The organism is Streptomyces sp. NPDC001480 (assembly GCF_042894725.1).
GTDB lineage: Bacteria > Actinomycetota > Actinomycetes > Streptomycetales > Streptomycetaceae > Streptomyces.
Genome location: NZ_JBIAVX010000007.1, coordinates 432,031 through 457,817, shown reverse-complemented (window position 1 = coordinate 457,817; position 25,787 = coordinate 432,031). Strand labels below are relative to the sequence as shown.

The 25,787-nt window shown below is 71.6% G+C and carries 25 protein-coding genes; 17 read left to right on the top strand and 8 right to left on the bottom strand.

The window, feature by feature from the left end:
- Nucleotides 1–64 precede the first annotated feature (64 nt).
- From ACFY01_RS20250 to ACFY01_RS20235, 4 genes are all read left to right on the top strand, one after another.
- Complete coding sequence (locus ACFY01_RS20250) at nucleotides 65–1,267, top strand: segregation/condensation protein A (protein ID WP_390737077.1); 1,203 nt, start codon at nucleotides 65–67, stop codon at nucleotides 1,265–1,267.
- On the top strand, nucleotides 1,264–1,938 hold the full coding sequence (scpB, locus tag ACFY01_RS20245) for an SMC-Scp complex subunit ScpB (protein WP_390737076.1): 675 nt from the start codon (nucleotides 1,264–1,266) through the stop codon (nucleotides 1,936–1,938). The genes ACFY01_RS20250 and scpB overlap by 4 nt, the downstream gene beginning before the upstream one ends.
- A complete protein-coding gene (locus ACFY01_RS20240; RefSeq protein WP_390737075.1) occupies nucleotides 1,938–3,005 on the top strand; it encodes a pseudouridine synthase in 1,068 nt (355 codons plus the stop codon). The genes scpB and ACFY01_RS20240 overlap by 1 nt, the downstream gene beginning before the upstream one ends.
- Before the next feature lie 80 nt (nucleotides 3,006–3,085).
- Nucleotides 3,086–3,844: a DNA polymerase beta superfamily protein gene (locus tag ACFY01_RS20235; RefSeq protein WP_390737074.1), complete on the top strand. Its 759-nt coding sequence runs from the start codon at nucleotides 3,086–3,088 to the stop codon at nucleotides 3,842–3,844.
- Nucleotides 3,845–3,957: 113 nt separating this feature from the next.
- On the opposite strand, the gene ACFY01_RS20230 is transcribed toward ACFY01_RS20235, so the two are convergent.
- Nucleotides 3,958–4,644, bottom strand: a complete 687-nt coding sequence (locus ACFY01_RS20230; protein WP_390737073.1) for a DNA polymerase beta superfamily protein — start codon at nucleotides 4,642–4,644, stop codon at nucleotides 3,958–3,960.
- A 22-nt stretch (nucleotides 4,645–4,666) separates the two neighbouring features.
- Nucleotides 4,667–5,068 (bottom strand): Rieske (2Fe-2S) protein, encoded by a 402-nt coding sequence (locus tag ACFY01_RS20225; RefSeq protein ID WP_390737072.1) that lies wholly within the window; start codon nucleotides 5,066–5,068, stop codon nucleotides 4,667–4,669.
- Nucleotides 5,069–5,246: 178 nt separating this feature from the next.
- On the opposite strand from ACFY01_RS20225, the gene aroH reads away from it, so the two are divergent.
- The 5 genes from aroH (at nucleotide 5,247) to der (ending at nucleotide 9,727) form a co-directional block, all read left to right on the top strand.
- Nucleotides 5,247–5,609 (top strand): chorismate mutase, encoded by a 363-nt coding sequence (gene aroH, locus ACFY01_RS20220; RefSeq protein ID WP_361440361.1) that lies wholly within the window; start codon nucleotides 5,247–5,249, stop codon nucleotides 5,607–5,609.
- Nucleotides 5,606–6,691 carry a prephenate dehydrogenase gene (locus tag ACFY01_RS20215; RefSeq protein WP_390737071.1) on the top strand — a complete coding sequence of 362 codons (1,086 nt, stop codon included), beginning with the start codon at nucleotides 5,606–5,608 and terminating at the stop codon, nucleotides 6,689–6,691. Before aroH ends, ACFY01_RS20215 begins: the two co-directional genes overlap by 4 nt.
- Before the next feature lie 131 nt (nucleotides 6,692–6,822).
- Nucleotides 6,823–7,515 carry a (d)CMP kinase gene (gene cmk / locus ACFY01_RS20210; protein ID WP_390737070.1) on the top strand — a complete coding sequence of 231 codons (693 nt, stop codon included), beginning with the start codon at nucleotides 6,823–6,825 and terminating at the stop codon, nucleotides 7,513–7,515.
- A gap of 62 nt (nucleotides 7,516–7,577) precedes the next feature.
- Nucleotides 7,578–8,165 (top strand): lysophospholipid acyltransferase family protein, encoded by a 588-nt coding sequence (locus ACFY01_RS20205; RefSeq protein WP_390737113.1) that lies wholly within the window; start codon nucleotides 7,578–7,580, stop codon nucleotides 8,163–8,165.
- An 80-nt stretch (nucleotides 8,166–8,245) separates the two neighbouring features.
- Entirely contained in the window at nucleotides 8,246–9,727 is a 1,482-nt protein-coding gene (der, locus tag ACFY01_RS20200) for a ribosome biogenesis GTPase Der (protein WP_390737069.1), read from the top strand.
- A gap of 62 nt (nucleotides 9,728–9,789) precedes the next feature.
- Here der and ACFY01_RS20195 read toward each other — a convergent pair whose 3' ends face one another.
- Both ACFY01_RS20195 and ACFY01_RS20190 read right to left on the bottom strand, forming a co-directional pair.
- A complete protein-coding gene (locus tag ACFY01_RS20195; RefSeq protein WP_390737068.1) occupies nucleotides 9,790–10,185 on the bottom strand; it encodes a hypothetical protein in 396 nt (131 codons plus the stop codon).
- A gap of 71 nt (nucleotides 10,186–10,256) precedes the next feature.
- The gene (locus ACFY01_RS20190) at nucleotides 10,257–11,045 is read right to left on the bottom strand and encodes a hypothetical protein (RefSeq protein WP_390737067.1); all 789 of its coding nucleotides are present in this window, start codon (nucleotides 11,043–11,045) and stop codon (nucleotides 10,257–10,259) included.
- A gap of 540 nt (nucleotides 11,046–11,585) precedes the next feature.
- Between ACFY01_RS20190 and ACFY01_RS20185 the strand changes: the two genes are divergently transcribed.
- The 3 genes from ACFY01_RS20185 (at nucleotide 11,586) to ACFY01_RS20175 (ending at nucleotide 13,805) form a co-directional block, all read left to right on the top strand.
- Nucleotides 11,586–12,272 carry a transglycosylase family protein gene (locus tag ACFY01_RS20185; RefSeq protein WP_390737066.1) on the top strand — a complete coding sequence of 229 codons (687 nt, stop codon included), beginning with the start codon at nucleotides 11,586–11,588 and terminating at the stop codon, nucleotides 12,270–12,272.
- Nucleotides 12,273–12,357: 85 nt separating this feature from the next.
- Nucleotides 12,358–13,353: a helix-turn-helix transcriptional regulator gene (locus ACFY01_RS20180; protein ID WP_390737065.1), complete on the top strand. Its 996-nt coding sequence runs from the start codon at nucleotides 12,358–12,360 to the stop codon at nucleotides 13,351–13,353.
- Nucleotides 13,354–13,589: 236 nt separating this feature from the next.
- Nucleotides 13,590–13,805 carry an I78 family peptidase inhibitor gene (locus ACFY01_RS20175; protein ID WP_390737064.1) on the top strand — a complete coding sequence of 72 codons (216 nt, stop codon included), beginning with the start codon at nucleotides 13,590–13,592 and terminating at the stop codon, nucleotides 13,803–13,805.
- 123 nt (nucleotides 13,806–13,928) lie between these two features.
- Here the strand turns inward: ACFY01_RS20175 and ACFY01_RS20170 are convergent, their stop codons facing one another.
- Both ACFY01_RS20170 and ACFY01_RS20165 read right to left on the bottom strand, forming a co-directional pair.
- On the bottom strand, nucleotides 13,929–14,957 hold the full coding sequence (locus ACFY01_RS20170; RefSeq protein ID WP_390737063.1) for a phosphatase PAP2 family protein: 1,029 nt from the start codon (nucleotides 14,955–14,957) through the stop codon (nucleotides 13,929–13,931).
- Nucleotides 14,958–15,195: 238 nt separating this feature from the next.
- Nucleotides 15,196–16,440 carry a mannosyltransferase family protein gene (locus tag ACFY01_RS20165; protein ID WP_390737062.1) on the bottom strand — a complete coding sequence of 415 codons (1,245 nt, stop codon included), beginning with the start codon at nucleotides 16,438–16,440 and terminating at the stop codon, nucleotides 15,196–15,198.
- Nucleotides 16,441–16,703: 263 nt separating this feature from the next.
- Between ACFY01_RS20165 and ACFY01_RS20160 the strand changes: the two genes are divergently transcribed.
- Entirely contained in the window at nucleotides 16,704–18,305 is a 1,602-nt protein-coding gene (locus tag ACFY01_RS20160; protein WP_390737112.1) for an MFS transporter, read from the top strand.
- A 328-nt stretch (nucleotides 18,306–18,633) separates the two neighbouring features.
- Nucleotides 18,634–19,818, top strand: a complete 1,185-nt coding sequence (locus ACFY01_RS20155; protein WP_390737061.1) for an acyl-CoA dehydrogenase family protein — start codon at nucleotides 18,634–18,636, stop codon at nucleotides 19,816–19,818.
- Nucleotides 19,819–19,855: 37 nt separating this feature from the next.
- Here the strand turns inward: ACFY01_RS20155 and ACFY01_RS20150 are convergent, their stop codons facing one another.
- Nucleotides 19,856–20,293: a cell division protein SepF gene (locus ACFY01_RS20150; RefSeq protein WP_390737060.1), complete on the bottom strand. Its 438-nt coding sequence runs from the start codon at nucleotides 20,291–20,293 to the stop codon at nucleotides 19,856–19,858.
- A gap of 312 nt (nucleotides 20,294–20,605) precedes the next feature.
- On the opposite strand from ACFY01_RS20150, the gene ACFY01_RS20145 reads away from it, so the two are divergent.
- On the top strand, nucleotides 20,606–21,778 hold the full coding sequence (locus ACFY01_RS20145; protein ID WP_390737111.1) for a DUF5685 family protein: 1,173 nt from the start codon (nucleotides 20,606–20,608) through the stop codon (nucleotides 21,776–21,778).
- A gap of 24 nt (nucleotides 21,779–21,802) precedes the next feature.
- On the opposite strand, the gene ACFY01_RS20140 is transcribed toward ACFY01_RS20145, so the two are convergent.
- Nucleotides 21,803–22,753 (bottom strand): ABC transporter substrate-binding protein, encoded by a 951-nt coding sequence (locus tag ACFY01_RS20140; RefSeq protein WP_390737059.1) that lies wholly within the window; start codon nucleotides 22,751–22,753, stop codon nucleotides 21,803–21,805.
- A gap of 414 nt (nucleotides 22,754–23,167) precedes the next feature.
- On the opposite strand from ACFY01_RS20140, the gene ACFY01_RS20135 reads away from it, so the two are divergent.
- On the top strand, nucleotides 23,168–24,025 hold the full coding sequence (locus ACFY01_RS20135) for an amino acid ABC transporter permease (RefSeq protein ID WP_390737058.1): 858 nt from the start codon (nucleotides 23,168–23,170) through the stop codon (nucleotides 24,023–24,025).
- On the top strand, nucleotides 24,022–25,785 hold the full coding sequence (locus ACFY01_RS20130; protein WP_390737057.1) for an FAD/NAD(P)-binding protein: 1,764 nt from the start codon (nucleotides 24,022–24,024) through the stop codon (nucleotides 25,783–25,785). The genes ACFY01_RS20135 and ACFY01_RS20130 overlap by 4 nt, the downstream gene beginning before the upstream one ends.
- Nucleotides 25,786–25,787: the final 2 nt, after the last annotated feature.

The following is a 25,787-nucleotide window of genomic DNA, read 5'->3' as shown; positions in this document are numbered from 1 at the left end:
GGTGTGGCGGCTGTGGCGGGCGGTAGTCGGCTCCGTGAGCCGGAAGCGATAGCCTGCGACGGCCATGACCTCGAACGATGTTCCCGACTCCGGCGCACGCGCCGGCCGGAGGCGTGCGCTCGGGCGTGGGCCGGGCGCTCCACGGACCGAACCGGTCACGGCGCCGCCCCAGGTGGAGCCGGAGGCTGAGGCGCGCCCTGAGCATGCGTCGTACGCGGAGCCGGAGGCCGTCACCGGAGAAACGGAGGCGGCTCCCGTACATGAGCCCCGTCCCGATGACGTGGCCGAGCCGGAGCCGGCGAGCCGGACCGGAACGACAACCGAGCCGCCTCACCCAGACCCGGCGACCACACCCCCGGCACCGGAACCCGCGCCGCCGGCCGGTGGTGGGGCAGGGGATGCGGCCGGCGCCGTGTCCGCCGGTGAAGCGGTGCCGGTCGGTGAGTCGGCGGTGGGTGACGGGGTCTTCAAGGTGCGGCTCGCCAACTTCGAGGGGCCGTTCGACCTGTTGCTCCAGCTGATCTCGAAGCACAAGCTGGACGTCACCGAGGTCGCCCTGTCCAAGGTCACCGATGAGTTCATGGCGCACATCCGGGCGATGGGCCCGGACTGGGACCTGGACCAGACGACCGAGTTCCTGGTCGTCGCGGCCACGCTGCTGGACCTGAAGGCGGCCCGGCTGCTGCCCGCCGCCGAGGTCGAGGATGAGGCCGACCTGGCGCTGCTGGAGGCCCGGGACCTGCTGTTCGCGCGGCTGTTGCAGTACCGGGCGTACAAGCAGATCGCGGACATCTTCAACCAGCGCCTGGAGGAAGAGGCCCGGCGCTACCCCCGCACCGTGGGACTGGAACCCCACCACGCCGAACTCCTCCCCGAGGTCGTCATCAGCATCGGCGCGGAGGGCTTCGCCAAGCTCGCGGTCAAGGCGATGCAGCCCAAGCCGAAGCCCCAGGTGTACGTCGACCACATCCACGCGCCGCTCGTCTCCGTGCAGGAGCAGGCCGGGATCGTGATCGGACGCCTGAAGGAGCTCGGCGAGGCCAGCTTCCGCACGCTCGTCGAGGACACCGACGACACCCTGACCGTCGTGGCCCGCTTCCTCGCGCTGCTGGAGCTGTACCGGGAGAAGGCCGTCGCCCTGGACCAGGAGACCGCGCTCGGCGAGCTGATCGTGCGCTGGACCGGCGGGGCCGGGGACGCGACACCGATGGTCACGGACGAGTTCGACCGTCCGCCCGAGGAGCCGAAGGAGGAGAAGAAAGCGTGAGTGAGGACACCGCGGAGCTCCCGGCAGGGCCCCGCGCCGTCGCCGACCTCGAACTCAAGCCCGCCCTGGAGGCGGTCCTGATGGTCGTGGACGAGCCCGCGACCGAGGAACACCTGGCGAAAATACTCCAGCGGCCCCGACGGCAGATCGCGGACGCCCTGCGCGAGCTGGCCGACGAGTACACCGTGCAGGGCCGCGGCTTCGAACTGCGCCTGATCGCCGGCGGCTGGCGCTTCTACACCCGCCCCGAGTACGCGGCCGCCGTCGAGGGCTTCGTCCTGGACGGCCAGCAGGCCCGCCTCACCCAGGCGGCACTGGAGACCCTGGCCGTCGTCGCCTACCGGCAGCCGATCAGCCGCAGCCGCGTCTCGGCCGTGCGCGGAGTGAACTGCGACGGCGTCATGCGCACCCTCCTTCAGCGCGGTCTGGTCGAGGAGGCGGGCACGGAACCCGAAACAGGTGCGATCCTGTACAGGACGACGAACTACTTCCTGGAGCGGATGGGCCTGCGCGGCCTGGACGAGCTCCCGGAGCTCGCGCCCTTCCTCCCGGAGGCTGAGGCGATCGAGGCCGAGACCCAGGAAGCCGTACCGTCGTTCGATCCGGACGCCCCGGACCCGGACGACGGTCCCGGGACGAACATGCCCAACACGACGACGACGGAACTTTGATGCGAAGCAGCGGTAGCGGCAGCGGCAGGAACAGCGGACGCGGTAACCACCGCGGCGCGGGCAACAACAGGGACGAACGGCAGGGACAGGGCCGTCCCCGCAAGCCCCGCCCCGAGGAGCGCCGCTACGACGTAGGCCCCGGCGCGACCAAGGACGGCCCCAAGTCCGGGCGCGGCGGCGCGGCCCGCGGCGGCGCCAAGGGCGGCCCGAAGCAGCCCCAGAAGGGCGGCCGTACGGACCCCGCGCGCTCCCGCGAGTACGAGACCCGGGTCGAGGAGCGCAACCGCGAGCGGTACGCGGGCAAGAAGGACATCAAGCTGCCCAAGACCTTCCCCGGCGCCGAGCAGGAGGGCGAGCGGCTCCAGAAGGTCCTCGCGCGCGCGGGCTACGGCTCCCGGCGTGCCTGCGAGGAGCTGATCGACCAGGCCCGCGTCGAGGTGAACGGCGAGATCGTCACCGAGCAGGGCAAGCGGGTCGACCCGGAGAAGGACGAGGTCAAGGTCGACGGCCTGACGGTGGCGACCCAGTCGTACCAGTTCTTCTCCCTCAACAAGCCCGCCGGTGTCGTCTCCACGATGGAGGACCCGGAGGGCCGTCAGTGCCTCGGCGACTACGTGACCAACCGTGAGACGCGCCTGTTCCACGTCGGCCGCCTGGACACGGAGACCGAGGGGGTCATCCTCCTCACCAACCACGGCGAGCTGGCCCACCGGCTGACCCACCCCAAGTACGGCGTGAAGAAGACCTACCTCGCCGCCATCGTCGGCCCGATCCCGCGCGACCTGGGCAAGCGCCTGAAGGACGGCATCCAGCTCGAGGACGGCTACGCCCGTGCGGACCACTTCCGCGTCGTGGAGCAGACCGGCAAGAACTACCTCGTCGAGGTCACCCTCCACGAGGGCCGCAAGCACATCGTGCGCCGCATGCTCGCCGAGGCCGGCTTCCCCGTCGAGAAGCTCGTCCGCACCTCCTTCGGCCCCATCACCCTGGGCGACCAGAAGTCCGGCTGGCTGCGCCGCCTGTCCAACACGGAGGTCGGCATGCTGATGCAGGAGGTCGACCTCTAGGGTCCGGTGCCGTGTCACCGGAGCGGATCGGGCACCGGGGGGAGCTACTGGAGCCGGGAGCCCTCTGGGACGCTTGGGCCATGATCGACGATCTCGACCTGGACCTGACGCCCGTCATAGCCGAGCAGCCCGACCCCCTGCTGTTCGCCACCGTCTCCGGCGCGCACCTGTACGGCTTCCCCTCGCAGGACTCCGACCTGGACCTGCGAGGCGTCCACCTGCTGCCCGCGGCCGATCTGGTGGGGCTGCGGGAGCCGGAGGAGACCCGGTCCCGGATCTGGGTGCGGTACGGCGTGGAGATGGACCTCGTCACGCACGATCTGCGCAAGTTCGTACGGCTGATGCTGCGCCGCAACGGCTATGTGCTGGAGCAGCTCCTCTCACCCCTGGTCGCGCACACCACCGACGCGCACCAGGAGCTGGCCGCGCTCGCGCTCGGCGTGCTGACGAGCCATCACGCCCACCACTACCGGGGGTTCGCGGCGACGCAGTGGCGGCTGTTCGAGAAGACCGGCGAGCTCAAGCCGCTGCTGTACACCTTCCGGGTCCTGCTCACCGGCATCCACCTGATGCGCGGTGCCGAGGTCCAGGCCCATCTGCCGACCCTCCTCGACCTGGACACCGGCTCGGACGCGCCCCCCTACCTGCGTGAGCTGATCGCGGCGAAGGCGGAGCGGGAGCACGGCAGCGCCGAGGTGGACCACGCGCGCGTGGCCGCCGACGTGGAGAGGCTGCACGTGGTGCTCGACGAGGCCCAGGCCGCGTCAGTCCTGCCCGACGCGCCCACCGCGTACGACGCCCTGCACGACTTCGTCGTCCGGGTCCGCCTGGCCGGCTGAGGCGCGGCGGGTGAGGATCAGGAAGTCCTCGCCCGGCGGGCCCGGCTCGGCACGCGCGCGTGGCCGTTGACGTGGAGAGGCTGCACGTGGTGCTCGACGAGGCCCAGGCCGTGTCAGTCCTGGCCGGCTGAGGCGCGGCGGGTACGGAACAGGAAGTCCTCCACCCGGCGGCGGTCCGGCTCGGCCGGCAGCGGGGTGCGGTGCGACCACTCGTCCGTCTCCGCCCCGAGGCGTGCCATCCAGGCCTCGACCTCCGGCCAGGAGACCTCGCCCCGCTTCACCGCCAGCAGCGCCTCGCGCCGGTCGCCGACGTCGATCGTCAGCTCGCCCGTGCGCAGCAGGTCGCCGACGCTCATCAGCAGCCGCAGCAGATGCATCGCGTGCTTCCAGCGCGGGGCGCCGTGGGTGCGGACGTCCACCTCGAGCTTCCTGCGCTGGCCCAGGGCGTACCGGGTGAACGAGTCGTGGACCCGGCGGGAGAGGAACGCCCCGCGCAGCGACAGCAGTTCGCGGCCGGTGTCGTCGATGTGCTCCACCAACGGCGAGTGCAGGCACTCCAGGACGTTCGGGTTCGCGCGCAGCGCCAGCTCGCAGAAACGCTCCAGCTCCCAGCTGAACCGCTCCTCGCCCGGCCCGTCCACATGCGTCGGCGGCTTCTCGAAGCGCCAGAACAGGGGAGTGGGGGCGACGAAGACACCCCTGCGGTCGGTGTCGCTGCCGTCCGTGGCCAGCCCGAAGGCGCGCGACCCCATCACGCAGGAGTAGATCGTGTGGTCGCGTGCCAGGTCCTCGGGGTGCATGGCCGGGAGCGTACGCGGATCCTCAGGTCAGGCGGATGGATTTTCCGTTCACCGTGATCTTCTTCGGGGGCAGCGGCCTCTGGGCCGGGCCGTGGGCCACCGCACCGTCGGCGATGTGGTACTTGCTGCCGTGGCAGGGGCAGTCGATGGTGCCGTTCGCGACCTTGTTCACCGTGCAGCCCATGTGCGTGCAGATCGCCGAGAAGGCCTTGAACTCGCCCTCCTTCGGCTGGGTGACCACGACCTTCCGGTCCGCGAAGACCTTCCCGCCGCCGACCGGGATGTCACCGGTCGCTCCCAGGTCCTGTCCGCCGGAGGTGCGCACGGGGGTCGAGGAGCTGTTGTTGCCGCATGCCACGTATCCCGTGGCAAGCGCAGCCGCGCCCGTTACGAGGAAGGTGCGCCGTGCCGAGCTGTGGATCATGTCGTCACTCCGAACGTGCGGACATCGAAGGCACCGAAGAACAAGCAACCCCGAACAGACTGACACATATCAGGCGTTTCGCGCGTCTCAGCGGGCGGGCGTCGGACGCCCGGTCGGTGCGGGCTGACTACGCTGGACGGATCAGGAACCGAAACGCACGTCAGCAAGGAGCAGCGCCGTGGCGGTACGAGCGGTCCGGGGGGCCGTCCAGCTGGAGAGGGACGAGGCCGGACACATGGACGAGCAGGTCGGAGCCCTGCTCACCGCCGTCCTGGAGCGGAACGGGCTGACCGCCGACGACCTGATCAGCATCTGGTTCACGGCCACCCCCGACCTGCACAGCGACTTCCCGGCGGCCGCCGCCCGCAAGCTCGGCATCGTCGACGTGCCGCTGATCTGCGCCCAGGAGCTGGACATCGAGGGCGCCATGCCCCGTGTGGTCCGTGTCCTCGCGCACATCGAGTCGGACCGGCCCCGCGCCGACATCGCCCACGTCTACCTCGGTGCCGCGGCCGCCCTGCGCAAGGACATCGCCCAGTGAGGACCGCACTCGTCATCGGCACCGGGCTGATCGGCACGTCCGCCGCGCTCGCCCTCTCCCAGCGGGGCGTCGTCGTCCACCTCGCCGACCACGACCCCGAGCAGGCCCGTACGGCCGCCGCGCTGGGCGCCGGCACCGACGAGGCACCGTCCGGTCCCGTGGACCTCGCGATCGTCGCCGCCCCGCCCGCGCATGTCGCGGCCGTCCTCGCCGACGCCGTGCGCCGGGGCGTGGCCCGCGGCTACGTCGACGTGGCCAGCGTCAAGGGCGGCCCGCGCCGCGAACTGGAGGCCCTCGGCCTCGACCTCTCCTCGTACATCGGCACGCACCCCATGTCGGGCCGGGAGAAGTCCGGCCCGCTGGCCGCGAGCGGTGACCTGTTCGAGGGCCGCCCCTGGGTGCTGACGCCCACCCGGGACACGGACACCGAGGTGCTGAACCTCGCGCTGGAGCTGGTCTCGCACTGCCGGGCGGTGCCGGTGGTGATGGACGCCGACGCCCACGACCGGGCGGTGGCGCTGGTGTCCCACATGCCCCACCTGGTCTCCAGCATGGTCGCGGCCCGCCTCCAGCACGCCGAGGAGGCGGCCGTACGGCTGTGCGGGCAGGGCATCCGGGACGTGACCCGGATCGCCGCCTCGGAGCCCGGGATGTGGATCGACATCCTGTCCGCGAACCCCGGCCCGGTCGCCGACCTGCTCACCGACGTCGCCACCGACCTGGAGGAGACGGTGCAGGCCCTGCGCGCCCTCCAGTCCTCCGACGAGGCCAAACGGCACGAGGGCACCGCCGGGATCGAGGACGTGCTGCGGCGCGGCAACGCGGGGCAGGTGCGGGTGCCCGGCAAGCACGGTTCCGCTCCGCGGGTGTACGAGACCGTCGCCGTGCTGATCGACGACCAGCCCGGTCAGCTGGCCCGCATCTTCGCGGACGCCGGCCGGGCCGGGGTCAACATCGAGGACGTACGGATCGAGCACGCCACCGGGCAGCAGGCCGGCCTGGTCCAGCTGATGGTCGAGCCGAAGGCGGTGCCGGTGCTGACGGCCGCGCTGCGCGAGCGAGGGTGGGCCCTGCGGCAGTAGGCGGGCGGCGGGCGTGCGCGCGTCCAGGGCGTGCGCGCGTCCAGACGAGTGACCCGCACCCAGTAACCTTGTGCAGGGCGCTCTCGCTCCCCGCACCCCGCTCCCCGCACCGCACCAGGAAGGTGTCCCCCGTGGAAAACGGCGCCCCGACCGCCAAGCCCGTGATCGTCGCGATCGACGGTCCCTCCGGCACGGGCAAGTCGAGCACGTCGAAGGCCGTGGCCGCGCAGCTCGGCCTGAGCTACCTGGACACCGGTGCCCAGTACCGGGCGATCACCTGGTGGATGGTGAGCAACGGCATCGACCTGGAGGACCCGACCGCGATCGCGGCCGTCGCCGGGAAGCCGGAGATCATCTCCGGCACGGACCCGTCCGGCCCGACCATCACGGTCGACGGCGTCGACGTGGCCGGCCCGATCCGCACCCAGGAGGTCACCTCCAAGGTCAGCGCGGTCAGCGCGGTGCCCGAGGTGCGGGCCCGGATCACCGAGCTCCAGCGCACGCTGGCCGCCTCCGCGGAGACCGGCATCGTCGTCGAGGGCCGGGACATCGGCACGACCGTGCTGCCGGACGCCGACCTGAAGATCTTCCTCACGGCCTCCCCGGAGGCCCGTGCCGCCCGCCGCAGCGGCGAGCTGAAGGGCGCGGACGTCCACGCCACCCGGGAGGCGCTGATCAAGCGGGACGCGGCCGACTCCAGCCGCAAGACCTCGCCGCTCGCCAAGGCGGACGACGCGGTCGAGGTGGACACCACCGAGCTCACCCTCGCGCAGGTCATCGAGTGCGTCGTCACGCTCGTCGAGGAGAAGCGGGCCGGGAAGTGACCCAGCTGTCCGTTCCCTCCGAGAAGGGCGCCGAGGTCGGGCGGCGCATCGGCGTCGGCCTGATGTACGGGCTGTTCAAGCCGCGCGTGCTCGGCGCCTGGAAGGTGCCCGCGACCGGCCCGCTGATCTTCGCCGTCAACCACTCCCACAACATCGACGGCCCGATGGTCATGGGCGTGGCGCCCCGGCCGACGCACTTCCTGATCAAGAAGGAGGCGTTCGTCGGCCCGCTCGACCCGTTCCTGCGGGGCATCGGCCAGCTGAAGGTGGACCGTCACACCACCGACCGCACGGCCATCACCCAGGCGCTCGGCGTGCTGGAGCAAGGGGGAGTACTGGGCATCTTCCCGGAGGGCACCCGGGGTGAGGGCGACTTCGCCTCGCTGCGCGCCGGGCTGGCGTACTTCGCGGTACGCAGCGGGGCGCCGATCGCGCCGGTCGCCGTGCTGGGAAGTTCCGAGAGGTCGAGTCGGTTGGTAAAGGGGCTGCCTCCGCTGCGCTCCCGCGTCGACGTCGTCTTCGGCGACCCGTTCGAGGCGGGCGACGGCAGCGGGCGGCGTACCCGCAAGGCGCTGGACGAGGCGACCGAACGCATCCAGAAGCAGCTCACCGCACACCTGGAAAACGCCAGGCGCCTCACCGGGCGCTAGGCCACACTGAGTAGTGGATCAGTCGGGACAACCCGGGCGATCCACCGATCACCACGAATGAACGACGAGGTACGGACTCCATGAACGACCACATCCAGCCCGACGGCTCGGCCGAGCACGAGTACGAGCACGGGGCGCTCGGCGACGCCGAGTACGCGGAGTTCATGGAGCTCGCCGCGGAGGAGGGCTTCGACCTCGAGGACGTCGAGGGCGCCATCGAGGCGGCCGGCCACGGCCCGCTGCCCGTGCTCGCGGTCGTCGGCCGCCCCAATGTCGGCAAGTCGACTCTCGTGAACCGGATCATCGGCCGCCGCGAGGCCGTCGTCGAGGACAAGCCGGGTGTCACCCGTGACCGGGTCACCTACGAGGCCGAGTGGGCGGGCCGCCGCTTCAAGGTCGTCGACACCGGCGGCTGGGAGCAGGACGTCCTCGGCATCGACGCCTCCGTCGCCGCCCAGGCCGAGTACGCGATCGAGGCGGCCGACGCGGTCGTCTTCGTCGTGGACGCCAAGGTGGGCGCGACCGACACCGACGAGGCGGTCGTCCGGCTGCTGCGCAAGGCCGGCAAGCCCGTGGTGCTGTGCGCCAACAAGGTCGACGGCCCGAGCGGCGAGGCCGACGCGGCCTACCTGTGGTCCCTCGGCCTCGGCGAGCCCCACCCCGTCTCGGCCCTGCACGGCCGCGGCACCGGCGACATGCTGGACGCCGTCCTGGAGGCGCTGCCCGAGGCGCCCGAGCAGTCCTTCGGCACCGCAGTCGGCGGCCCGCGCCGCATCGCGCTGATCGGCCGCCCGAACGTCGGCAAGTCCTCGCTGCTCAACAAGGTCGCGGGCGAGGAGCGCGTCGTCGTCAACGAACTCGCGGGCACCACCCGTGACCCGGTCGACGAGCTGATCGAACTGGGTGGCGTGACCTGGAAGTTCGTCGACACGGCCGGCATCCGCAAGCGCGTCCACCTCCAGCAGGGCGCCGACTACTACGCCTCCCTGCGCACCGCGGCCGCCGTCGAGAAGGCCGAGCTCGCGGTCATCCTGATCGACGCGTCCGAGAACATCTCGGTGCAGGACCAGCGCATCGTCACCATGGCGGTGGAGGCGGGCCGTGCGGTGGTCCTCGCCTTCAACAAGTGGGACACCCTCGACGAGGAGCGCCGCTACTACCTCGAGCGGGAGATCGAGACCGAGCTCGGCCAGGTCGCCTGGGCGCCGCGGGTGAACGTCTCGGCGCGCACCGGACGGCACATGGAGAAGCTGGTCCCGGCGATCGAGACGGCCCTGGCCGGCTGGGAGACCCGGGTGCCGACCGGCCGCCTCAACGCCTTCCTCGGCGAGCTGGTCTCGGCCCACCCGCACCCGATCCGGGGCGGCAAGCAGCCGCGCATCCTCTTCGGCACCCAGGCCGGCACCAAGCCGCCGCGGTTCGTCCTCTTCGCCTCCGGCTTCATCGAGGCGGGCTACCGGCGCTTCATCGAGCGGCGGCTGCGCGAGGAGTTCGGCTTCGAGGGCACGCCGATCCACATCTCGGTGCGGGTGCGCGAGAAGCGCGGCGCGAAGAAGAAGTGACCGAACGCGGCGAGAGGGCGGTCCCTGACTCGGTCAGGGGCCGCCCTCTCGCCGTTCGTACGTCAGGCTCCCCGGCGCGGGCCCGGGGGGAGCGCCGCCGGGACGTGGTGCATCCCGGTGTCGTGCTGCCGCCCGAGCGTCCCGATCCGCTGCCAGGACGGCTGGTGCTGCCCGGTGCCGTGCCGGGCACTGTAGGCGCCCGCGCTGTACGCGCTGTACGAGTTCGAGCCGTACGAACCCGTGCCGGTGCCGTGCGGGGCGTTCCCGAAGGCGGTGAACCCGAACTCCTCCTCCCCGCTCCGGTCGCCCGGCAGCGTCCGGAAGGTCCTCACCCACTCCGCGTAGAGCGCGTCGTAGATCGGCGTGGCCGATGGCCTGCCGGGCGCCTCCTGCCCCGACCTGGCGGACGGAATGGGGGAGAAGGACGGGCGGCGGGACGGAACGTCGTATGCGTGCACGTATGTCCAAACGAACCCGGCCCTCCGGGGATGCGGCTCGGGAGGGTGGCATTAGGGGTACGGCGGCGCCGTCAGGTGCCCGCGAGCGGCAGCGCGGCCGCGACCAGCTTGCCGTTGGCGGCCGCCTTGTCCAGCGCGTCCCGCAGCAGGTCCTCCCGCGGCTGGCGTCCGATGGAACCGACCGGTGCCGCGAACATCAGCACCTGCTGGTGCTTGTTGGCGGCGGCCCGCCACCCGTCCGTGACCTGGAGCGGCTGGTGCGCCTGCCACCAGGCCACCGGCTGACCGCCGTTCGTGCCCGGCTGGAGAACCGCGTGCAGCTGACCGACCGCCAGCAGCACCGACCACCCGTGCAGCACCGGCGGCACGGCGACGAGCTCGGTCACCGGCATGAACCCCTGCTCGATCAGCAGGGGCAGGAAATCGTCCCCGGCTCCCGTGGTGCCCGGGCGCACGATCGGCGCGGTCGGCTCCACGACGAGCGCCGGGTGCAACTCCCCGGCGATCAGCACCAGTCCGCTGGTCACCCCGAGCACGGCCTGCTCGGGCACGGCCTGCTCCGGCCGGCCGCCGGAGGCGTGCGCCTCGCCGCTGATGGAGCGGACGGCGCCCTGCAACTGCTCCTCGGTGACCTGGACGACCTGTGAGGGCAGGCAGCTGGCGTGGGCGAAGGCGAGGACGGCGGTCTCGTCCCCGACGAACAGAACGGTGCTGGTGCGCTCCTGCTCGGAGTCGCCCGGGGTGCGGCAGGACGTGCAGTCGTAACTGCCCGGGGCGTTCTCTCCGGCGAGCAGCCGGTCGGCTTCTTCGTCGCCGATCTCGGCGCGTACGGCGTCGCTGACGTCGAGCATGCGCGGCACGGGTGGCTCCCTCGGGATGCGGTGCTGGGGCGACCGGGTGGCTCCCGGCCCATGAGTTCCGGGGGGTTCCGGGCTCATGAAGAAGACAACGGGCGATCTGTGGCGGGAGTCACGCCCCGAGGGGAACGGAATCGAACCATCCACCGCACAGGGTCACAGCCGGTGCGGAACCGTCTACTCCCCGTCAACTCGGCGCGTTGTCAAGGAACTTGATTCGGTGAAGTGGGTCACAGATCACTCGGACTCCTGGTCGACAAATCAGGAAATCAGCGAATGAAGTGGGTGACCGAAAATCGACGATACTCACGGTAACCTCGAACTGGCCTGCGACAACGCGGAGTTGGTTGATACCGCCCGGTCGGGCTCCTTACATTCCTCGGCCGTGTGCAACTTGCACCGCTCGGGAACGTTCACCGGCCGCGCCGCTCAGGCACCATCGCGGCGCCGGTCACGGCGGACAGGGCGGAGCGTGCGTACCGCGTCCATGCGCGGAACCGCGTCCCGCTCGGGGGGATCCCGGGTCCGTGGAGAGGGAATTACATGTCCGAGTGTGCCGATACCACCCGTAGCACCGCCCGTAAGGACAGCGCTCGTAAGGACAGCGCCCGTAAGGGCCGTACAGCGGCGGTCCTCGCCGGGGCGGCGCTGCTCGCCCCGCTCGGACTGCTGGCGGCGACCGGCGACGCCGACGCGGCGGACAACGGAGTGTGGGACCGCATCGCCCAGTGCGAGAGCGGCGGCAACTGGCACATCAACACCGGCAACGGCTACTACGGCGGACTCCAGTTCTCCGCCTCGACCTGGCGCGCGTACGGCGGCACGGCCTACGCGCCGACCGCCGACCAGGCCTCCAGGGAGCAGCAGATAGCCGTCGCCACCAAGGTCCAGAGCGCCCAGGGCTGGGGCGCCTGGCCGGTCTGCTCGGCCCGCGCCGGGGCCTCCGGCGCCGCACCGGCGGCCGCCTCCAACGGCACCACGGCCGCTACGAAATCGGCCCCGTCGGCCCCGTCGAAGCCGGCCAAGGCGCCGCAGCGCTCGACGGAGCACACCAACCGCAGCTCGTCCCGCAGCGCCGCGCACGGCAACTACACCGTCCGTGAGGGCGACACACTGAGCAAGATCGCCGCGCGGCACGGGACCACCTGGCAGCGGATCTACGCCGCCAACAAGTCGGTCATCGGCGGTGACCCCGACCTGATCGTGCCCGGGCAGCGCCTGGCGGTCTGAGCCGCGCCGGTCCGAGCCCAGCCACTGTCCCATGATCTCCTCATGAGGACAGTGGCTGTCCGCATCCGCTGGCAGACTCACTTCCATGTTGGAGACCTCGGCGCGCCTGCTGCGCCTGCTCTCGCTGCTCCAGGCCCACCGCGAGTGGTCCGGCGCCGAACTGGCCGAACGGCTCGGCGTCACCCCGCGCACGATCCGCCGGGACGTGGACCGGCTGCGCGACCTGGGCTACCCCGTGAACGCCAGCCCCGGCACCGGCGGCGGCTACCAGCTGGGCGCCGGGGCCGAACTGCCGCCGCTGCTCCTGGACGACGACGAGGCGGTGGCCGTGGCGGTCGGGCTGCGCACCGCCGCCGGGCAGGGCATCGAGGGCATCGGCGAGACCTCCGTGCGGGCCCTGGCCAAGCTGGAGCAGGTGCTGCCGACCCGGCTGCGCCGCCGGGTGGGCGCCCTCAACGCGTTCACCGTGCCGATGCTGCGCGGACCGCAGCCCTCCGCCGTCGACCCGGCCGTCCTGACGGAACTGGCCAACCTGTGCCGGGACGCCGAGCGGCTGCGCTTCGACTACCTCGCCCACGACGGCACCCCCGGCCGCCGCACCGTAGAACCGCACCGCCTGGTGTGCACCGAGCGCCGCTGGTACCTGGTCGCCTGGGACCTCGACCGCGCCGGCTGGCGGACCTTCCGCGTCGACCGCGTCACGCCCAGGCCGCCGCACGGCCCGCGCTTCACCCCGCGCGAGCCGCCCGCCGAGGATCTCGCCGCCTACGTCTCCCGCGGGGTCTCCACGCGCGCGTACGCCTCGCACGCCGCCGTCCGGCTGCTGGTGCCCCTGGCGGAGGCCGCCGCGCGGATCTCGCCGTCCGCCGGGACGCTGGAGCCCGACGGGGCGGACACCTGCGTCCTGCGCGCCGGCGCCGCGAACCTGGACGTGATGGTGGTGCACGTGATGATGCTCGGCTTCGACTTCGAGGTGCTGGAGCCCGCGGGCCTCACCGAGGCCATCAGATCGGCCCGCGACCGGCTCTCACGGGCTCTGGGAGAGGTTCCTCTGCCCGGCGGATCTGTGCCGGATCAGTGAATTTCTTATGCGATGTCAGCATGCGCGGCAGGACATGGATTCGGAATGGAACGGCACTTTCCACCGGTCTCCGCCGGGCTATTCGGCACACCGGGCCGGCGCGCGGGAATTCCGTTCGATTACCCCGGCAAGCGGTACGGAAACCCCCGTTCGTGTGACGGAGTTCGGCCGAATCGGGCGTCGTGGTCCTGTGACAGAAGTGTGACGGAGAAGGGACGCGCGGCTAGCGTGGCCGTATGGCACCGATTCCCACTCCGTCAGCGGAGCCCCAGGACAGTCCGGAAGGCTACGTCGGCCTCGACGCGGCGAGCGCCGAGCGACTCGCGCGCGAGAGGGGGTGGTCGACGGTGCGGTCGCTGCCGCCGGGCGCGATCATCACGATGGAGTACCGGACGGGACGGCTGAACTTCGAGGTGCGCGACGGCCGGGTGGCTCGCGCCTGGAAGGGCTGAGAACCGCTCCGCACCCACGAGCGGCAAGGCGAAGGCCCTGGTTCCTGCGGACAGGAACCAGGGCCTTCGCCTCGGCAGGGGCGGGGATGGCTGTGCGTACCGGCCCCGCTGCCTCGTCGGTGGTCAGCCGCCCGTGACGGGGCGGGCCGTCGGGGCCGCGCCGCGCGGGACGCGCTCCGGGTGCGGCGGACGGCGGTTGCCCGCCGGGGTGACCGGGGGGCGCTCCGAACGGCCGGCGTGCGGACTCGGCGTCCGGTGGACCGGGGTCCGGGGCGAGTGGGCCGAGGAGACCGGCTCGCGGGCCGGGGCCGTCCGCTCGGCGGGCGCGGTGAGCGGCTTGAGCGCCACCGGGGTGACCGGGATCGGCGCGGGCGCGGGCGCGGTACGGCCGCGGCGGGCGCGCCAGCGGTCGCGCAGGTCGAACAGGGCGGTCTCGGCCCGGGCGATCGTCGGCTCGCACCACGGCAGCGCCAGCAGGATCAGCAGCCCCGCGGCCCAGCCCAGCAGCACGTCGCTCAGCCAGTGCGTACCGAGGTAGACGGTGGCCATCCCGACGCCGAGCGAGGTCACGGCCGAGATCGCGGACAGCCAGCGGCGGGCCCTCGGGGTGGAGGCCAGATACGCCAGAATGCCCCATGTCACCACCGCGTTGGCGGTGTGGCCGCTGGGGAATATATCGCCGCCCAGACCCATCTCGTTCGAGCCGATGATCGTGGCGTAGTGCGGTCCGAGACGGCCCATGCCGAGCTTGGCGGCGCCGACCGTGATGTTCAGCAGCAGCAGTGAGGCCCCGAGGGTCATCAGCGGGCGGAGCGTGTGCTGCCGCCAGGAGCGCCAGCCCAGCCAGGCCGCGACCATCACGGCGGTGGGGCCGCGCTGACCGAGCACCACGTAGTAGTCGACGAACCAGTGGATGCCCGACCACTGCTGGTACGGCCGGAAGAACATGACCTGCCAGTCGAGTCGGACCAGCCAGGAGGTGGTCACCACGGCCCACACGATCGCCAGGTAGAAGGCCAGGGTCGCCGAGAACAGGACGACCCGGTGCCGGCTCATCCTCGGCACATCGATGTGGGCCGGCCGTTCCGGCTCACGGTCCAGCCTGGCGAACACCCGGTCCAGACGACGGGTGAGGTTTCGTTCGGTACGCACCCAATCGACGTTACAGCGGGTGAGCTCTCAAGCCGGTCCAATCAGTGGCTTTGTGATGACGATGTGATGTGGGAAACCTCTCAGGAGGGCTGTCAATTACGAGGATTCGACAATCCTCCCCGAGTGCCTCCCGCAATTCCTTTGATCACGCCCGGTGTTACTTATATGGCGCTTATGAATTCGTTCACCGGGTGATGGGGTGGAATTCTCCGGGTGCTCATCGGGCGGACCGGAACGATCATGGGGGACCGGAACCGTTCAGCCAGAACGCCCCGTAGACCGCGGCGGCCACCGCCAACAGGCCGATGACCAGCGCGGATCGGGGCGTACGCGTCCGGGCGAGGGTCGTCGCCAGGGGCAGCAGCAGCGGAAAGGCCGGCAGCAACAGACGCGGCTTGGAGCCGAAGTAGCTCGACGCGCACAGGGCGAGCGCGACGACGACACCCGTGTACACCAGCAGCGGCAGCGGTTGACGCTGCCGTACGCCGATCAGGTACAGCCAGATCACCAGGCCGACACCGATGATCAGTCCGACCCCGGCGAGGGCCGATGGAAATGACGTGAACTTGTCGGCCACGAAGCGGCCGAAGGCATATCCGCCGTCGAAGCCGTTCCGCCAGCCGGCCTGTACGTCCAGATAGCCGAGCGGCCCCTTGCCGGTGCGACGGCCGACCCAGAGGACGTAGGCGGCGGCGCCGAGGGGGGCGAGGAGCATGCCGAGGGCGCGCGACCCGGCAGGTGCGCCGGTGGTGGGGTGAGGGGAGTGCGGTGTGACGGCTGCGCCCCACGGTGCGTCAGGAGCGCCCTCCGCGCCCCGCGCGCCGTGCGCGGCGGCCGCGCTCCGATCCCGCACGAACGAGACCACCCCGGCCGTCCACACCGCGGCGACCACCGCGAGCCCCACCGGCCGGGTCAGCCCGGCCAGCGCCGCCAGCGCGCCCGCGGTCACCCACCGGCCGGTCAGCACGGCGTACAGCGACCAGGCCGCGAGCGCGGTGAACAGCGACTCGCTGTACGCCATCGACTGCACGATCCCGACCGGCAGCACCGCCCACAGCAGCACCGCCGAGGCCCCTGCCCGCCGGCCGTACCCGTGGTCCGCCACCGCGAAGATCCCCCAGGCCGCGGCGAACGAGGCGAGCAGGCTGACGACGAAGCCGGCGTCGGCGTACGACAGCGGGGTCAGCGCGTGCAGCAGCCGCTCCAGCCAGGGCAGCAGCGGAAAGAAGGCCAGGTTGGAGTGGACGTCGCCGTTCGGCAGCCGCACCTCGTAGCCGTAGCCCAGCTCGGCCACCCGGGTGTACCAGAGGGCGTCCCAGCGGGCGGTGAGCAGCGTGTGAGCGCTCTTGCCGCGCGCCGCGCTCCATGCCACCAGGACGAGCAGGCCCAGGGCACGGACGGCGGCGTACCCGAGGAGGGCCGGGGCCGCCCGGCGCAGGAGGGTGACGCGGGGTGGTGCCACGCGCGTTGCAAGGTCGGTCACGGGCCCGATTATCGGCCGGGCGCGGAACCGGCCCTCTCACCGGGGCGTGGTCAGGGGAAGGAGAAGTGGTGTACGCCACATGTTTCCGCGGTGAGGGTGAGAGGTCCGCCACGTGTATGCGGAGCGAACTCGCGTACGCTGACGTGTCACTCGCGTTCGTATGCGCGGGCCGGAGATCCCACCGCTCCTCCGGCCGAAGCCGCGGGACGTCCCCACCCCGTGAGCCCGCCGGACCCGAGGAACTTCTGGGAGGTACGTACATGTTGTCCGGGACGACCACGGCCGCGTCAGCGCTGCGCCGTCGGGCGGCCGGGGCCGGTGCCAACCGCTGGGTCGTCCTCGTCGTCCTGTGCGTCAGCCTGCTCCTGGTCGCCCTCGACGCGACCGTGCTGCACGTGGCGGTGCCCGCCGTCACCGAGGACCTCAGGCCCGGCGCCATCGAACTGCTGTGGATCGTCGACGTCTACCCGCTCGTCTGCGCCTCGCTGCTGATCCTCTTCGGCACGCTCGGCGACCGGGTGGGCCGCCGGCGGGTCCTGCTGCTCGGGTACGCGCTGTTCGGTGTCGCCTCCGCCGTCGCGGCCGTCGCGCCGAGCGCGCAGGTGCTGATCCTCGCCCGGGCACTGCTCGGCGTGGGCGGAGCCATGATCATGCCCGCCACGCTGTCCATCCTCCGCCAGGTCTTCCCCGACCGGCGGGAGCGGGCGCTGGCGATCGGCATCTGGAGCGCGGTGGCCGCGGTGGGGGCGGCGGTGGGGCCGCTGCTCGGCGGTTTCCTGCTCGAGCACTTCTGGTGGGGGTCGGTGTTCCTGGTGAACATCCCCCTGATGCTGGTCAGCCTGCCGGTCGGGCGGCTGCTGCTGCCCGAGTCGACGGGTGAGCGCAACGGTCCCTGGGACGTGGTCGGCGCGCTGATGGCGGCCGCCGGGCTGTTCGGGGTGGTGCTGGGGGTGAAGCGGCTCGGGGGCGGCGAGCCGGTGGCCGGCGTGTTCACGGTGGCGCCGCTGGTGGTGGGCGCGGGGCTGCTGTTCCTCTTCGTACGGCGTCAGCGGCGGCGGCCGTATCCGCTGGTGGACCTGCGGATGTTCGCGCGGCCGGCGTTCAGTACGGCGGTCGGGTGCATCGTGCTGGCGATGCTCGCGCTGGTGGGGCTGGAACTGATCGCGGCGCAGTACCTCCAGCTGGTGCTGGGGCTGTCGCCGCTCGCGACCGGTCTGAGGCTGCTGCCGCTGACCGTCGCGGCGATGGCGGCCGGGCTGGCGGGGGCCCGGATGCTGCGGCGGTTCGGGCCGCGGCGGATGGTGTGCTTCGGCTTCTGCCTGACGGCGGCGGCCGTGCTGACGCTGACCGGGATGGGCGCGCGGGACAACACCTTGCTGCTGCTGGCCGGCTTCGTGCTCCTGGGCTTCGGGCTGGAGACGACGCTGTTCGGGGCGTACGAGTCGATGCTGAGCGAGGCGTCGGCCGAGCAGGCCGGCGGGGCCGCGGCGATCGGGGAGACCTCCTACCAGCTCGGGGCCGGCATCGGGATCGCGCTGCTCGGCAGTGTGATGAACGCGGCGTACGCGCCCGGGCTGACGTCCGTACCGGGCGTGCCGGCGCCGGCGGCGGCCTCGGCGGGGCATTCGCTGGGGGAGGCGTACGAGGTTGCCGCGCAGCTGGGCGGGGGTGCGGGGAGTGCGCTGCGGAGGGCGGCCCGGGAATCCTTCGTGCACGGGCTGCACGTGACCTTGCTGGTGAGCGCGGCGTTTTTGCTGCTCGGGGCGGTGATGGCGTTGCGGTTGCCTCGGGTGATGCAGTGCGAGGGCGGCGAGGTGGAGGTGCCCGCGCCCCGCGAGCCCGAGAGGTCGCGCGTGTCTGCCTGACCGCTGCGCTCGGCTTCGGCGGGGGGGTCTCCCACCCACGCACCACCCGTGCGGGTCAACTGGGAGGTGGACGTTTCTCGTGGGAGTTTCCCGCCGTCGGCGGCTTCCCGCGATGGGTGCGGGCAGCCCACAGGCAGCCGCTCGCGTCGGAGCCGCGCCCATCGCCGCAGTCGCCGACGGCGAGCCCCCCCCGCGAGAGACGTCCACCTGCCAGTCGGCCCGCACGGATGGTGCGTGGGTGGAAGAGTGAGGGCTGGACGTAACCGGCGGTGCGTCGTAACGTCTGGGCGAAAGCTTGACTAGCGGTGCTAGTTTTACCGGAGGGTTCATGTCCTCGAAGTTGCCCCCGTTCGACCCGGCCGACCCGCTCGGCATCGACGATCTCCTGGAACCCGAGGACCTGGCCGTACGGGCAACCGTGCGCGACTGGGCCGCGGACCGTGTGCTGCCGTATGTCGCCGAGTGGTACGAGACGGGTGAGCTGCCCGGTATCAGGGAGCTGGCGAAGGAGCTCGGCGGGATCGGGGCGCTCGGGATGTCCCTCACCGGGTACGGCTGCGCCGGGGCGAGCGCCGTGCAGTACGGACTGGCGTGCCTGGAGCTCGAGGCGGCCGACTCGGGGATCAGGTCCCTGGTCTCGGTGCAGGGGTCGCTCGCCATGTACGCCATCCACCGCTTCGGCAGCGAGGAGCAGAAGCAGGCGTGGTTGCCCCGTATGGCCGCCGGCGAGGTGATCGGCTGCTTCGGGCTCACCGAGCCCGACCACGGCTCGGACCCCGCCTCCATGCGGACGTACGCCAAGCGCGACGGCGGGGACTGGGTGCTGAACGGCCGGAAGATGTGGATCACCAACGGCTCCGTCGCCGGTGTCGCCGTGGTGTGGGCGCAGACCGATGACGGGATCCGCGGATTCGTCGTGCCCACCGACCGTCCCGGGTTCTCCGCGCCCGAGATCAAGCACAAGTGGTCCCTGCGGGCCAGCGTCACCAGTGAGCTCGTCCTCGACGACGTGCGGCTGCCCGGCGACGCCGTACTGCCGGAGGTCGTCGGGCTCAAGGGCCCGCTCAGCTGTCTCTCCCACGCCCGCTACGGCATCGTCTGGGGCGCCATGGGCGCGGCGCGGTCCTGTTTCGAGGCCGCCGTCGACTACGCGAAGTCACGGGAGCAGTTCGGCCGGCCCATCGGGGGCTTCCAGCTCACCCAGGCCAAGCTCGCCGACATGGCGCTCGAACTGCACAAGGGGATTCTGCTCGCCCACCACCTGGGGCGGCGCATGGACGCCGGCCGCCTGCGTCCCGAGCAGGTCAGCTTCGGCAAGCTCAACAACGTCCGCGAGGCCATCGACATCTGCCGGACGGCGCGGACGATCCTCGGTGCCAACGGGATCTCGCTCGAATATCCCGTGATGCGGCACGCGACCAACCTCGAGTCGGTGCTCACCTACGAGGGCACCGTCGAGATGCACCAGCTCGTGCTGGGCAAGGCGCTCACCGGGCTCGACGCCTTCCGCTGACCCCGGGAGCGGGGCAGGGCCGGTGAGCGGCCCTGCCTCAGCTCTGGTTGAAGAAGCCGTCCGAGTGGTGGGACCTGGCCTCCCCGCTGACGATCTCGGTGTCCGCGGGCGTCAGCAGGAACACCCGGTTGGAGACGCGGTCGATGGAGCCGCGCAGGCCGAAGATGAGCCCGGCCGCGAAGTCGACGACGCGCTTGGCGTCGGCGGGCTCCATGGCCGTGAGGTTCATGATGACCGGTACCCCCTCCCGGAACAGCTCGCCGATGGCCCGTGCGTCCCGGAAGCTGTCCGGGGTCACCGTGCCGATCCTGCGGCCTCTCTCCTCGGCGACGTCGGTCGCCACCTTCACCCGGGGGTCGGTGACCCAGGCATCCCCGGGCTCGCTCCCCTCGGAGTAGTCGTCGTCGTAGTAACGCTCGTCATCGTTGTCGTCGACGAGGCCGAGCCACGCACTCGCCTTGCGTACCGATCCCATGGACGCCTCCTCTCACAGCGGTCTTCGTTGCTTCCGCGTCCCTATGGTCATCCATGATGCGGACGGCGCGCCAAGTGGATAGACGCCGCGCGGGGGGTTTGTGACGGTACTGGTGCACAGCGAATCCGTCGAGAGCCCGTGTGCCCCAAGGGTCCTGCTCTACACGGCTGCTGACTGAGAGTGAAATATTATTGTCACCGGCGGACGGGTGATGCGTGGTGCGTACGGGTGAGCGCGGCGGCTCCTCCGAACCGACTGTCGGTCGATACGATGCCGCAGCTCAACGTCGCATCACATCACGGGGGGAACATCGTGTTCGGAATCGTCAGGCCCTGTAGTCACCGTCTCGGGGAGAGCCTCAAGACGGAGTGGCTGGCCCATTTGTGCGGGTTGTGCCTCGCGTTGCGCGGGGACCACGGGCAATTCGCACGCATAGTGACCAACTATGACGGGCTTCTCATATCGGTTCTGACGGAGGCTCAGGCGCGGCGGGACGGCCGACTGCGGCGTACCGCCGGGCCGTGTCCGCTGCGCGGGATGCGCACCGCCTCCGTGGCCCGGGGTGAGGGCGCCCGGCTCGCGGCGGCCGTCTCCCTGGTGCTGGCCTCGGCCAAGGTGCGCGACCATGTCGCCGACGGCGACGGACTGCTGGCCCGGCGGCCGGTCGCGCTCGCCGCGCGCCGGGTCGCCGTCAACTGGGGACGCGCGGGTGCCCGTACCGGCGCGGACATCGGGTTCGACACCGCCGTACTCGTCGACGCCGTGGACCGGCAGCTCGGCATCGAGTCCCTCGCGGGCCCGGGAACGCCGATCCTGGCCGTCACCGAGCCCACCGAGACGGCGACCGCCGCCGCCTTCGCGCACACCGCCGTGCTGGCCGGGCGGCCGGGCAACGCCGAACCGCTCGCCGAGGCCGGCCGGCTCTTCGGCCGGCTGGCCCACCTCCTGGACGCCGTGGAGGACCGCGACGCCGACAGCGCGTCCGGTGCCTGGAACCCGCTCACCGCGACCGGCACCTCGCTCACCGAGGCCCGCCGGCTCGCCGACGACGCAACTCATGGCATCCGGCTCGCCCTGCGCGAGGCCGAGTTCGACGACGGCAAGCTGGCGCACCTGCTGCTCGTGCACGAACTGCGCCGCTCGGTGGACCGGGCGTTCGACACCCGGTCCTGCGGGCACGCACCCGAAGCCTCCTTCGGACCGCCCCCGGGCCCGCACGCGCCCAAGGCGCCGCAAGACCCCCACGGCAACCCCTTCGGCGGCGAGCCGCCGCGACCGGAGAAGCGGGGATTCTGGGCGGGCTGCGCCGCCGCCATCGGCCTGTGCTGCACCTGCAAGATGTGCTGCGCCGACGAGTACGAGGGCCCCTGGTCGCGCAAGAAGCGCGAGGGCTGCTGTAGCGACTGCGACTGCGGCGACTGCTGCGACGCCTGCCAGTGCTGCGAGTGCTGCGAGTGCTGCTCGTGCTGCGACTGCGGGCTGTGAGGCCGGTTCCGGTTCGTCGGTGCGTCAGTTCTTCAGCTCCGGCGGGGAGATCCGCGACTTGTCGATCGCCGAACCCGTAGTACCCCACTTCTTGAGGATCTTCCCGTACGTGCCGTCCGCGATGAGCTTGTTCACCGCGGCCTGGAAGGCCGGTGCCAGCTTCGTGCCCTTCTTGAAGGCGAAGCCCACGTCGAGCCGGTGGTACTCGTTGAGGAACTTCAGTCCCTGCTGGTGGGCGACGGCGTAGCGCAGGCCGTTGATGGTGGACATCACGACGTCGCTGCGCCCTTGCTGGAGGGAGGACCAGATGGCGCTGGACTCGGCGTAGGTCTGCACGTCGTACGGCTTCTTGCCCGCCTCGGCGCAGACCTTCTTGTTGTCCTCCAGCGTCGCCTCGAAGGTCGTGCCGGCGCCGGTGGCGACGTTCAGGCCGCACAGCTGTCTGAGGTCGGTGACCTTCGACAGTTCGCTGTCCTTGCGGGTGGCGAAGCCCTGGCCGTCGTTGATGTAGGTGACGAAGTCGATGGTCTTGCGGCGTTCGTCGGTGACGCCGAAGTTGCTGGCGCCGAAGTCGTACTTGCCGCTGTCCAGGGCGGGCAGGATGGCCTCGAAACTCGCCTGCTCCACCTTGAGCTTGATGCCGAGTACCTTCGCCACGGCCTTGGTGAAGTCGACGTCCTGGCCGGTCAGGGTCTTGCCGTCGGCCAGGTAGGTGGTGCCGGGCGGGGTGCCGCCGACGCTGATGGCGACGGTCAGGTTCCTCGTCCCCGAGGGCAGCAGCCGGGCGGCCGAAGCGTCCTCGCCGATGCCGGAGACGACATCCGTGGTGGGGACCTTGTCGGCCTCGGCCGCCGCGCCCACCGCGTCGGTGGAGCCGCCCGAACCGGAGCCGCATGCCGTGAGGAGCAGTGTCGCCGAAGTGATCAGGGCAAAAGGAGCGAAATAGCGTTTACGGGTACGCGTGGACCTGTGCATCGTGTGCTGTCTCCTGGAAGCGGAAGGCAAGCGGGGGCGCGAGGGGAGGGGTGCGCGTGTGAAGGCGAAGAGCAAAAAAAGCAGGAAACGCGGAAGGCGCCCGACCGGATCAGGGGATCAGGGCGCGCAGCGGGGTCGGCTCAACAGGAACAGGACCACACGCGACCGAAGTCGATGTGGGAGCGGGTGACCAGCCACTGCTGCGGATGCATGGGCCAAGTGGAACAGGCATCCGGTTTCCCGTCAACCGACTTGAGACGTACCGCTCACATCATGGACAGCCTTGACAGTGAGGGGAAACGGCCCCGTACAGTCGACGCACGGCCCTGCTGAGGGGCTCGGCCGTAGCGCGCCGCGCGGCGCGCCCGTGTGAAGGCACCCACCCGTGTTCCAGCTGCGTCACGGAGCCTTCCCATGTCTTCCGACACCCTCGCCAAAGTCCCCGCCGCGCCGGACATACCGGAGCAGGCCGACACCCCGCGGATCGTTCCGCAGCGGCGGCTCGGCCAGTGGACGGCCGCCGCCGTCGTCCTCGCCCTGCTCGGCCTTGCGGTCAACTCGGTCCTGCGCAACGAGGCGTTCCAGTGGGACGTCGTCGCCGCGTACTTCACCTCCGACTCCGTCCTGCGCGGCCTGTGGCTCACGCTGTGGCTGACCGCGGTGGTGATGGTCCTCGGCTTCGCCCTGGGCACCCTGCTCGCCGCGTTCCGGCTCTCCGCCAACCCCGTCCTGCGCGCGGTGAGTTGGGGGTACGTGTGGCTGTTCCGGTCGATCCCGATCCTGGTGCAGCTGCTGCTGTGGTTCAACATCGGGGCGCTGTACCCGCACATCCTCGGGGTGCGGACCGTCGACCTGCTCAGCCCGGTCGCCGTCGCGATCATCGGGCTCACCCTGCACGAGGCCGCGTACGCCGCCGAAGTGGTGCGCGGCGGCATCCTCTCCGTCGACCGCGGCCAGATCGAGGCCGCCCAGGCGCTCGGCCTGAGCCGCCGGCGCCGCTGGTGGCGGATCGTGCTGCCGCAGGCCATGCGCTCCATCGTGCCGCCCGCCGGGAACATGCTGATCGGCACCCTCAAGGGCACCTCCATCGTCAGCGTCATCGCCGTCAACGACCTGCTGTTCTCGGCGCAGTTGATCTACCACCGCACCTACCAGGTCATCCCGCTGCTGATGGTCGCCACGATCTGGTACACCATCGTCACCTCGGTGCTCGGCGTCGGCCAGCACCATCTGGAGAAGCACTACGCGCGCGGATCGGAGCGCACCCGATGAGCGCCTCCAGACCGGCACTGGTGATCGTCGGGGCCGGGCCGCGGGGGACCGGTCTCCTGGAACGCATCGCCGCCAACGCACCCGAGCTGTACGCCGGCACGGGCCTCGACATCCACCTCGTCGACCCGCATCCGCCGGGCGCCGGACGCATCTGGCGGGCGGCGCAGTCCCCGCTGCTGTGGATGAACTCGCACGCCGAGGACGTCACCATGTTCACCGACGAGACGGTGGAGATGGCCGGGCCGGTGCGCGAGGGCCCCACCCTCCACGAGTGGGCGGGCCTGGACGGACGCACCTTCGCGGACCGCCGGATCCAGGGCGACTACCTGCGCTGGGTGTACGACCGGGCGGTGGCCGACCTGCCGCGGGGCGTCACCGTCCACCACCACCCCCGGCGCGCCCTGCGCGTCAGCGGCCCGCCCGAGGGCCGCCAGCAGGTGTGGCTGGAAGGCCGCCCGCGCCCGCTCCTCGCCGATCTCGTCGTCCTCGCCGTCGGCCACCTCGACGCCGAACCCGACGCGGAACAGGCCCATCTGGCGGCGTACGCCCGTGAGCACGGCCTGGTGCACCTCCCGCCCGACTACACCGCCGACAGCGACCTCACGGCGCTGAAGCCCGGCGAACCCGTCCTCGTCCGGGGTTTCGGGCTCGCCTTCGTCGACCTGATGGTGCTGCTCACGGAGGGACGCGGCGGGCGGTACGAAGGGGACGCCTACCTCCCCTCGGGCCGCGAGCCGGTCCTGTACGTCGGCTCGCGGCGCGGAGTTCCGTACCACTCGAAGATCGGCTACGACTGGACCGGTGAACGCCCCCCGCTGCCCCGCTTCTTCGGGCCCGCCGAGGTCGGGGAACTGCGCGCGCGGCCGAAGGGCTTCGACTTCCGCCGGGACGTGTGGCCGCTGGTCGAGAAGGAACTCGGCTTCGCCCACTACCACCGGCTGTTCACCGCCCACCCCGAGCGGACGACCGTCGCCTGGCGGGACTTCGAGGAGAAGTACGCCGCCGGGGACGCCGCCGACATCGAGGCCCTCGTCGCCTCCGCCGTACCGGACCCCGGCGACCGGCTGGACCTCGCCGCGCTCGACCGTCCGCTGGACGGGGTGCGGTACGGCTCGCACGAGGAGTTCCAGGACGGGCTGCGGGAGTACATCGATGGCGACCTGACCCGGCGGCACGACGCCCGGCACAGCGCCGACCTGGGGGTCTTCCTCGGGCTGCTGTCCGTCTACGGCCAGCTGATCCGGCTCGGCTCCCTCGGCCCCTGGTGGCACGGCTTCTTCAGCTACCTCGCCTCAGGGCCGCCCGGACCCCGGCTGCGGCAGATGCTCGCCCTGTCCCGGGCCGGGCTGCTCCGGTTCACCGGCGCGGATCTCACCGTCGCCGCCGAGGACGGGGTGTTCCGGGCGTCGAGCCCCACCGTGCCCGGCTTCTCGGTCGAGGCACGGGCGCTGGTCGAGGCACGGCTGCCCGAGCCCACCGTCGGCCGGGCCCGCGACACCCTGCTGCGCGAACTGCACGCCGACGGGGCCGCCGAGACCCCCGACGGGCTGCTCCGGGTGGACCCCGGCGACGGGCGGATCCTCGACCGGGACGGCCGGCCGCACCCCCGGCGCTTCGCCCTCGGCCCCTACACCGACGGCCGTACCCCCGGCGCCTTCACCCGGCCGCGCACCGGCGGGCCCGCCTTCCGGCAGAACGACGCCACCGCCCGGGCCGCGCTGGCCCTCCTGCGGGACCTGACCCGTTCCGCCGCCGCGTGACG